Source organism: Nonomuraea sp. MG754425 (assembly GCF_021699195.1).
In the GTDB taxonomy this organism is placed as follows: Bacteria; Actinomycetota; Actinomycetes; order Streptosporangiales; family Streptosporangiaceae; genus Nonomuraea.
Genome location: NZ_SSXE01000293.1, coordinates 1 through 8,454 on the forward strand (window position 1 = coordinate 1; position 8,454 = coordinate 8,454).

The 8,454-nt window shown below is 71.9% G+C and carries 7 protein-coding genes and 1 pseudogene; 1 reads left to right on the forward strand and 7 read right to left on the reverse strand.

Annotated features, from left to right (window positions below):
- Nucleotides 1-228, forward strand: a pseudogene (locus tag FAF44_RS50155) (diaminopimelate decarboxylase); the annotation flags it as partial.
- 10 nt (nucleotides 229-238) lie between these two features.
- Here the strand turns inward: FAF44_RS50155 and FAF44_RS50160 are convergent.
- From FAF44_RS50160 to FAF44_RS50190, 7 genes are all read right to left on the reverse strand, one after another.
- On the reverse strand, nucleotides 239-907 hold the full coding sequence (locus FAF44_RS50160) for a response regulator (RefSeq protein WP_237110573.1): 669 nt from the start codon (nucleotides 905-907) through the stop codon (nucleotides 239-241).
- A complete protein-coding gene (locus tag FAF44_RS50165; protein WP_237110574.1) occupies nucleotides 904-3,507 on the reverse strand; it encodes an ATP-binding protein in 2,604 nt (867 codons plus the stop codon). Before FAF44_RS50165 ends, FAF44_RS50160 begins: the two co-directional genes overlap by 4 nt.
- The gene (locus FAF44_RS50170) at nucleotides 3,504-4,340 is read right to left on the reverse strand and encodes a potassium-transporting ATPase subunit C (protein ID WP_237110575.1); all 837 of its coding nucleotides are present in this window, start codon (nucleotides 4,338-4,340) and stop codon (nucleotides 3,504-3,506) included. The genes FAF44_RS50165 and FAF44_RS50170 overlap by 4 nt, the downstream gene beginning before the upstream one ends.
- A gap of 1 nt (nucleotide 4,341) precedes the next feature.
- Entirely contained in the window at nucleotides 4,342-6,444 is a 2,103-nt protein-coding gene (gene kdpB / locus FAF44_RS50175) for a potassium-transporting ATPase subunit KdpB (protein ID WP_272896145.1), read from the reverse strand.
- 1 nt (nucleotide 6,445) lies between these two features.
- Nucleotides 6,446-8,107 (reverse strand): potassium-transporting ATPase subunit KdpA, encoded by a 1,662-nt coding sequence (gene kdpA / locus FAF44_RS50180; RefSeq protein ID WP_237110576.1) that lies wholly within the window; start codon nucleotides 8,105-8,107, stop codon nucleotides 6,446-6,448.
- Nucleotides 8,107-8,196, reverse strand: a complete 90-nt coding sequence (kdpF, locus tag FAF44_RS50185; protein ID WP_055504528.1) for a K(+)-transporting ATPase subunit F — start codon at nucleotides 8,194-8,196, stop codon at nucleotides 8,107-8,109. The genes kdpA and kdpF overlap by 1 nt, the downstream gene beginning before the upstream one ends.
- Nucleotides 8,193-8,454: hypothetical protein (locus FAF44_RS50190; RefSeq protein WP_237110577.1), on the reverse strand; the 262-nt coding region annotated here is incomplete at its 5' end. The genes FAF44_RS50190 and kdpF, both read right to left, overlap by 4 nt.

Sequence of the window (8,454 nt, forward strand, 5' to 3'; positions counted from 1 at the left end):
CACTGCGAGGCGGGCGACGTCATCGCCGAGAACCTGCCGCTGCCCGCCGACCTGCGCGCGGGCGACCTGCTGGCGATCGCCGCGACGGGGGCCTACCATCACGCGATGGCCTCCACCTACAACCTGACCTGCCGCCCGCCGGTGATCGTCGTCGCCGGCGGCCGGGCCCGGCCGGTGGTGCGCCGGGAGCGGCCGGACGACCTGATGCGCCGCGACGTCGGCCGCTGACCGCGCGGGGTCAGGGCGTGAACCGGTAACCCATCCCGGGCTCGGTGATCAGGTGTTCGGGGTGGGCCGGGTCGCGCTCCAGCTTCCTGCGGAGCTGGGCCATGTACTGGCGCAGGTAGTGGGTCTCCTTGACGAAGCGGCTGCCCCACACCTCGGTGAGGACCTGCCGCTGGCTGATCAGCTTGCCGGGGTTGCGCAGCAGCAGCTCCAGGATGTGCCACTCCGTCGGGGTGAGCCGCACGTCGCCGGAGACGGTCTTGCTGGTCAGGTCGATGACGTGGTCGCCGAGCTCGATGGTGGCCAGTTCGGCCTCCTGGATGGCGGTGCGCCGGGTGACGGCCCGCACCCGCGCGAGCAGTTCGTCGATGCCGAACGGTTTCGTCACGTAGTCGTCGGCCCCGGCGTCCAGGGCCTCGATCTTGTCCTGGTTGCCGGCCCGGCCGGACAGCACGATGATCGGGACGGTGGTCCAGCCGCGCAGGCCGTGGATGACGTCCACGCCGTCGAGGTCGGGCAGGCCGAGGTCGAGGATGACGAGGTCGGGGGTGGCGTCCACGGCCGCCCTGAGCGCGGAGGCGCCGTCGGGGGCGACGGCGACCTCGTAGTGGCGGGCGGCCAGGTTGATGCGCAGGGCGCGCAGGATCTGGGGTTCGTCGTCGACGACGAGGATGCGGGTCACGGGTTCACCGTCCGGTTGGTGACGATCGGCAGACTGGCCGTGGTGCCGGTCGTGGTGCTGATCGTCGTGCTGGTCGTCGTGCTGATCGGCAGGGTGAGGATCATGGTCAGACCTCCCCCTGGTGTCTCTTCGGGGACGAGCGTGCCGCCCATGGCCTCGCTCAGGCCGCGTGACAGCGCCAGGCCGAGCCCCACGCCGGAGTGGTTGTCGCGGTCACCGAGCCGCTGGAACGGCTGGAAGACCCGGTCGTGCGCCTCCGGCGGGATGCCCGGCCCCCGATCGACGACGCGGATCTCCACGTGGCCGCCGTGCCGGCTCGCCGTGATCAGCACGGGCGCGCCGGGCGGGCTGTAGCGGACGGCGTTGGCCATCAGGTTCACCAGCACGCGTTCGAGCAGGGCGGGGTCGGCGAGGATCTCGGGCAGCTCGATGGAGATGTCACCCTCGACACGCTCCCGTGACGGCCCCAGGTCGTCCACGGCGCGGGGCACGACCTCCTCCAGGGCGATCGGCTCCGGGGTGACGCCGAGCACGCCCGCCTGCAGGCGGCTCATGTCGAGCAGGTTCGCCACCAGCCGGGCCAGCTTGTCGAGGGACTCGCGGGCGGTGGCGAGCAGCTCGGTGCGGTCCTGCGGCGACCAGGCGATGTCGGTGTTGCCGAGGCTCTCGACGGCCGCCTTGGCGGAGGCGAGCGGGGTGCGCAGGTCGTGGCTGACGGCGGCGAGCAGCGCGGTGCGCATCCGGTCGGCCGCGGCCAGCGGGCGCGCCTGCTCGGCCGCCTCCTGCAGGCGTTCCTGGCGCAGCGCGACGGCGACCTCGGCGGCGAACGCCTCCAGCACGGTGCGGTCGGCGGCGTCCAGCGGCCCGCCGTGGGCGGCCAGGACCAGGTCCTCGTCGATGACGACGTCGGTGTCGGCGTGGCCGGGGCACGTGGACGGCGCGCCGCCGCTGGTCGCCACGATCCGCCAGGCGCCGGGGTCGGCCTGGTCGTCCGGGGCGGGCTCGCCCTGGCGCTCCAGCAGCGTCACCGACGTCAGCGCGAACGTCTCGCGCATGCGCTCCAGCAGCGACGGCACCGCGGCCCCGCCGCGCAGCACGTGCCCGGCCAGCGTGGACAGCAGTTCGGCGTCGGCCCCGGCGCGGGCGGCCTCGCGGGTGCGGCGGGCGGCGATGTCCACGATCGTGCTGACCGCGGCGGCGACCAGCACGAAGACGAGCAGCGCGAACAGGTTCTCCGGGTCGTTGATGGTGAACTCGCCGAGCGGCGGCGTGAAGTACCAGTTGAGCAGCAGCGACCCGCCGACCGCGGCGGTGATGGCCGGCCACGTCCCGCCCACCAGCGCGACCCCGACCGTCAGGGTGAGGAAGAACAGGATCTCGCTGGGCAGCGAGACCAGCTCGCGCAGCGGCGCGAGCACGGCGGTGAGCAGCGGCATGCCGGCCACCGCGAGCGCCCACCCGGCCAGCCGCCGGCTGCGGGTGAGCGCGGCCCGCGAGCGGGCCGGCCGCCGGCGGCCCTTCTTCGCCTCCTCGTGCGTGATCATGTGCACGTCGATGGAGCCCGACCGGGCCGTGGTCTCCACGCCGACGCCGCGCGAGAAGAGCTGCGCGAAGCGGCCCCGGCGGGAGGCGCCCAGGACGAGCTGGGTGGCGTTGACGCCGCGGGCGAAGTCCAGCAGGGCGCGCGGGATGTCGTCGCCGACGACCTGGTGGTAGGTGCCGCCCATGCTCTCCACGAGGGTGCGCTGGCGGGCCAGGTTGGCCGGGTCGGCGCCGGCCAGGCCGTCGGCGCTGGTCACGTGGACCGCCAGCAGGTCGGCGCCTTTCGAGCGGGCGGCGATGCGGGCGGCCCTGCGGACGAGCGTGTCGCCTTCCGGGCCGCCGGTGACGGCGACGACGACGCGTTCGCGGGTCTCCCAGGTGCCTTCGATGCCGTGGTCGGCGCGGTAGCGGTCGAGCTGGTCGTCCACCTTGCCCGCGACCCAGAGCAGGGCCAGCTCGCGCAGGGCGGTGAGGTTGCCGACGCGGAAGTAGTTCGACAGCGCCGCGTCCACCTTCGACGGGGCGTAGACGTTGCCGTGGGCCATCCGGCGGCGCAGCGCGTCCGGCGACATGTCCACCAGCTCGACCTGGTCGGCCCGGCGGACCACCTCGTCCGGCACGGTCTCGCGCTGCGGCACTCCGGTGATCTGCTGGACGACGTCGTTGACCGACTCCAGGTGCTGGACGTTGACGGTGGAGACGACGTCGATGCCGGCGTCGAGGATCTCGTCGATGTCCTGCCAGCGCTTGGCGTGCTTCGAGCCGGGCACGTTGGTGTGGGCCAGCTCGTCGATCAGCGCCACCCTGGGCCGCCGGGCGATGACGGCCGCGGTGTCCAGCTCGGTGAACGTCGCGCCCCGGTGGACCAGGCTCGTCCGGGGGACGACCTCGAGGCCGTCCAGCAGTTCCGCGGTGCGGGGGCGGTCGTGGGTCTCGACGAGACCCACGACCACGTCCCGGCCGCGTTCGATGGCCCGGCGGGCCTCGCCGAGCATCGCGTAGGTCTTGCCCACCCCGGGAGCCGCCCCGAGGTAGACCCGCAGCCGGCCCCGGGTCATGGCCGGTCGAGGGCCAGGTTCAGGTCGAGCACGTTGACCGCGGGTTCGCCGATGAAGCCGAGCGCGCGGCCGGTGGTGTGCGCGCCGATCAGCTCGCGCACCCGGTCGGGCGGCAGCCCGCGTTCCCTGGCGACGCGGGGGGCCTGGAGTTCGGCGTAGGCGACGGAGATGTGCGGGTCGAGGCCGGAGCCGCTGGCCGTCACGGCGTCGGCGGGCACCGGCACGGCGCGCACGTCGCCGCGCACGGGGACGGTGCGGCCGGCCGCGTAGTCCTCGCCCGGCCGGGCGCACTCCACCGGGAGCCCCTGGTACGCGGCGACGAAGGGGACGGCCGGGCACGCCTGGTTCACGCTGACGGCGCGGCCGGGGAAGACCTTGAGCACCGCGCCGACCCCGTCGGGGGTGCAGTACGGGCGGGCGCCGCTGACGCCCTCCAGCTCGCCGATCGCCTTGGAGCGGGCGCAGACCCGGGTGAGCAGTGACTCCTTGCCCTCGGTGCCGGGCGCGGCGAGCACGTCCACGACGTCTTCGGGGCCGAGGTTGCTGGCGCCGCTGGAGGTGGGGTCGTAGCCGTCGCCGGCCGCCGACGGGCGGGACTGGAAGTACGTCCTGACCGGGTTGCCGTCGGCGTCGGTGAAGGACTGGCCGATGAGCGCGCTGCCGACGTCCTTGCCGCCGGCCTGGACGATGGAGCCGTTGGCGTGCTCGTTGAACAGGACCTGGGCGACGCCGGTGGTGACCAGCGGGTAGGCCAGGCCGAGCAGCACGGTCAGGACGGCGACCGCCCGGAGGGCGGCGAGGTGCTGGCGCAGCCAGCTTGGCAGGCGTTCCATGTCAGGCCATCCCGGGGAGGAACTGGATGATGAGGTCGATGATCTTGATGCCGGCGAAGGGGGCCACGATGCCGCCCAGGCCGTAGAGGTGGAGGTTGCGCGAGAGCAGCTTGGACGCACTCGACGGCCGGTAGCGCACCCCGCGCAGGGCCAGCGGGATCAGCGCGATGATGACCAGCGCGTTGAAGATCACCGCCGCCAGGACCGCGGACTGCGGGCTGGCCAGGCGCATGATGTTGAGCGCGTCCAGGCCGGGGTAGACGGCCGTGAACATGGCCGGGATGATCGCGAAGTACTTGGCGATGTCGTTGGCGATGGAGAACGTGGTCAGCGCGCCCCGGGTGATCAGCAGTTGCTTGCCGATCTCGACGATCTCGATGAGCTTGGTCGGGTTGGAGTCGAGGTCGACCATGTTGCCGGCCTCCTTGGCGGCGGACGTGCCGGTGTTCATGGCGACGCCGACGTCCGACTGGGCCAGGGCGGGGGCGTCGTTGGTGCCGTCGCCGGTCATGGCGACCAGCCGGCCGCCCGCCTGCTCCTTCCTGATCAGGGCGAGCTTGTCCTCGGGGGTGGCCTCGGCGAGGAAGTCGTCCACGCCGGCCTCGTCGGCGATGGCCTTGGCGGTCAGCGGGTTGTCGCCGGTGATCATGACGGTGCGGATGCCCATGCGGCGCATCTCGTCGAAGCGCTCGCGCATGCCGGCCTTGACGACGTCCTTGAGGTGGATGACGCCGAGCACCCGGCCGCGCTCCGCCACGACGAGCGGGGTGCCGCCGGAGGCGGAGATGCCGTCCACGAGGTGGCCGATCTCGTCGGTGGGGTGGCCGCCGGCGTCGCGCACCCACTTCATCACCGCCGTGGCCGCGCCCTTGCGCACCTCCCGGCCGTCCAGGTTGACCCCGGACATGCGGGTCTGGGCGGTGAACGGCACCCATTCGGCGCCGTGGATCTCCCGCTCCCGCAGCCCGTAGCGCTCCTTGGCGTAGACCACGATGGAGCGGCCCTCGGGGGTCTCGTCGGCCAGGCTGGACAGTTGCGCGGCCTCGGCGAGGTCCTGCTCGCCGATGCCCGCCACCGGGACGAACTCGGCGGCCTGCCGGTTGCCCAGCGTGATGGTGCCGGTCTTGTCCAGCAGCAGCGTGGACACGTCCCCGGCCGCCTCCACCGCGCGCCCGCTCATGGCCAGCACGTTGCGCTGCACGAGGCGGTCCATGCCGGCGATGCCGATGGCCGACAGCAGCGCGCCGATGGTGGTCGGGATCAGGCAGACCAGCAGCGAGACCAGCACCACGCCGGACACGCCGTCGGCGTTCAGCGCGAGGGAGTCGGGCACGCCCGGGTTGACCAGCTTGGAGTAGATGGCCAGCGGCTGCATGGTGACGGTGGCGACCAGGAAGATGATCGTCAGCGCGGCCAGCAGGATGTTCAGCGCGATCTCGTTGGGCGTCTTCTGCCGGTTGGCGCCCTCCACCAGGGCGATCATCCGGTCGATGAAGCTCTCGCCCGGCTTCTGCGTGATCTTGACGATGATCCGGTCGGACAGCACCTTGGTCCCGCCCGTCACCGCCGAGCGGTCGCCGCCGGACTCGCGGATGACCGGGGCGGACTCGCCGGTGATGGCCGATTCGTCCACCGAGGCGATGCCCTCGACCACGTCGCCGTCGCCCGGGATGGTCTCCCCGGCCTCGACGATCACGTGGTCGCCCTGCCGCAGTTCGGGGGCCCGGACGAGCTCCCAGGCGCCGGGCTCGCCGGGGTCGCGCAGCCTGCGGGCCTGGGTGTCGGTCTTGGCCTTGCGCAGCGTGGCGGCCTGCGCCTTGCCGCGTCCCTCGGCCACGGCCTCGGCCAGGTTGGCGAAGACGACGGTCAGCCACAGCCACACCACGATCGCCCAGGCGAAGAACGACGGGTCGAGCACGGCCAGCACGGTGGAGAAGACGGCGCCGATCTCGACGATGAACATCACCGGGTTGCGCCACAGCGTGGCGGGGTTGAGCTTGCGCAGCGCGTCCGGCAGCGAGCGGATCATCTGTTTCGGGTCGAGCAGGCCGCCGCCGACCCGGCCGTTCCGGTGCGCCGGTTTCTCCAGCACGGGGGTTGACATGTCAGGACAGTCCTTCTGCGAGGGGGCCGAGCGCGAGGGCCGGGAGGAAGGTGAGGGCGACCAGGATCACGGTGACGCCGACGACCATGCCGATGAACAGCGGCCGGTGCGTGGGCAGCGTGCCCGCGCCCTCGGGGACGGGCGACTGGGCGGCCAGCGACCCGGCCAGCGCCAGCACCAGGATGATCGGCAGGAACCGGCCGAAGGCCATGCACAGGCCGAGCGCCACGTCGTACCACGGGGTGTTGACCGTCAGGCCGGCGAAGGCGGAGCCGTTGTTGTTGGAGGCGCTGGTGAAGGCGTACAGGATCTCCGACAGCCCGTGCGGCCCGCCGTTGAGCATGCTCGCGCGCCGCTCCGGCGAGCCCATCGCGAACGCGGTCCCGGCCAGCACCAGCACCGGCGTGACGAGGAAGTACAGCGAGGCGAGCTTGATCTCCCTGGCGCCGATGCGCTTGCCCAGGTACTCCGGGGTGCGGCCGACCATCAGCCCGGCGACGAACACGGTGATCACCGCGAGGATCAGCATGCCGTACAGGCCGGAGCCGACCCCGCCGGGGGCGACCTCGCCCAGCATCATGTTGACCAGCGTCATCATGCCGCCGAACGGGGTGTAGGAGTCGTGGAAGGAGTTCACCGCCCCCGTCGAGGTGAGCGTGGTGGCGGCGGCGAAGGTGGCCGAGTTCGAGACGCCGAAGCGCACCTCCTTGCCCTCCATCGCCGCGCCCGCCGCCTGCGGCACGGTGGCGCCGCCGGACAGTTCGAAGACGTTGGTGAGCAGCACGCTGGTCAGCGCGATCACGCCCATCACGGCGAGGATCGCGTACCCCTGCCGGAGCTGGCCGACCATCCGGCCGAAGGTACGCGGCAGCGCGAACGGGATCAGCAGGATCAGGAAGATCTCGAACCAGTTCGTCCAGGTGGCGGCGTTCTCGAAGGGGTGGGCGGAGTTGGCGTTGTAGAAGCCGCCGCCGTTCGTGCCCAGTTCCTTGATCACCTCCTGGGAGGCGACCGGCCCGCCGGTGATCGCCTGGCCGCCGCCGGTCAGCGTGGTGATCTCGTGCACGCCGGAGAAGTTCTGGATCAGCCCGCCGGCGACCAGCACCAGCGCGCCGGCGAACGAGATCGGCAGCAGGATCCGGACGGTGCCGCGCACCAGGTCCACCCAGAAGTTGCCGACCGTGCCGGACCGGCGGCGGGCGAAGCCGCGCACCAGCGCGACCGCCACCGCCATGCCCACGGCGGCCGAGACGAAGTTCTGCACGGCGAGCGCGGCCATCTGGGTGAGGTGCCCCATCGTGGACTCGCCGGAGTACGCCTGCCAGTTGGTGTTGGTGACGAAGCTGATCGCCGTGTTCCACGCGATGTGGTCGGTCACCGGCTCCATGCCCACGCTCAGCGGCAGTTTGTCCTGCAGCCGCTGGATGCCGTACACGACCAGGACCGAGATCACCGAGAACGCGAGCACGCCGCGCGCGTACACGCCCCAGGACTGCTCGGCGTCGGTGCGCACGCCCAGCAGGCGGTAGACGACCCGTTCCACGGCGTTGTGCCGGGCGGTCGAGTAGACGCGGTACATGTAGTCGCCGAGCGGCCGGTGCACCAGGACCAGCGCGGCGATCAGCGAGACGATGAAGATCATCCCGGCGGAGGTCGTGCTCATCAGAAACGCTCCGGGAACAACAGGGCCACGACCATGAAGATCACCAGGGCCACCACCACGACCAGGCCGGTGGCGTTGACGGCGCTCACAGCCGCTCCACCGCCTTCACTATCAGCCCGAGGACCACGAAGATCGCGATCGTCAGGGCGACGAAGATGACGTCTGCCATCCCCACTCCTTGAGTTCGTCCGCCGCCCAGGATGAGCGACGCAAGACCAAGGAAAACGCCGAAATAGCCCCGTATTGCCTTTCTTGACGCCATCCCTACGGGCGTAGGCCGAATCTTGACGGGATCCGTACACAGGGGGCGACGTGCGGCGGGACCAGGGCGGCGGACGAACTCAAGG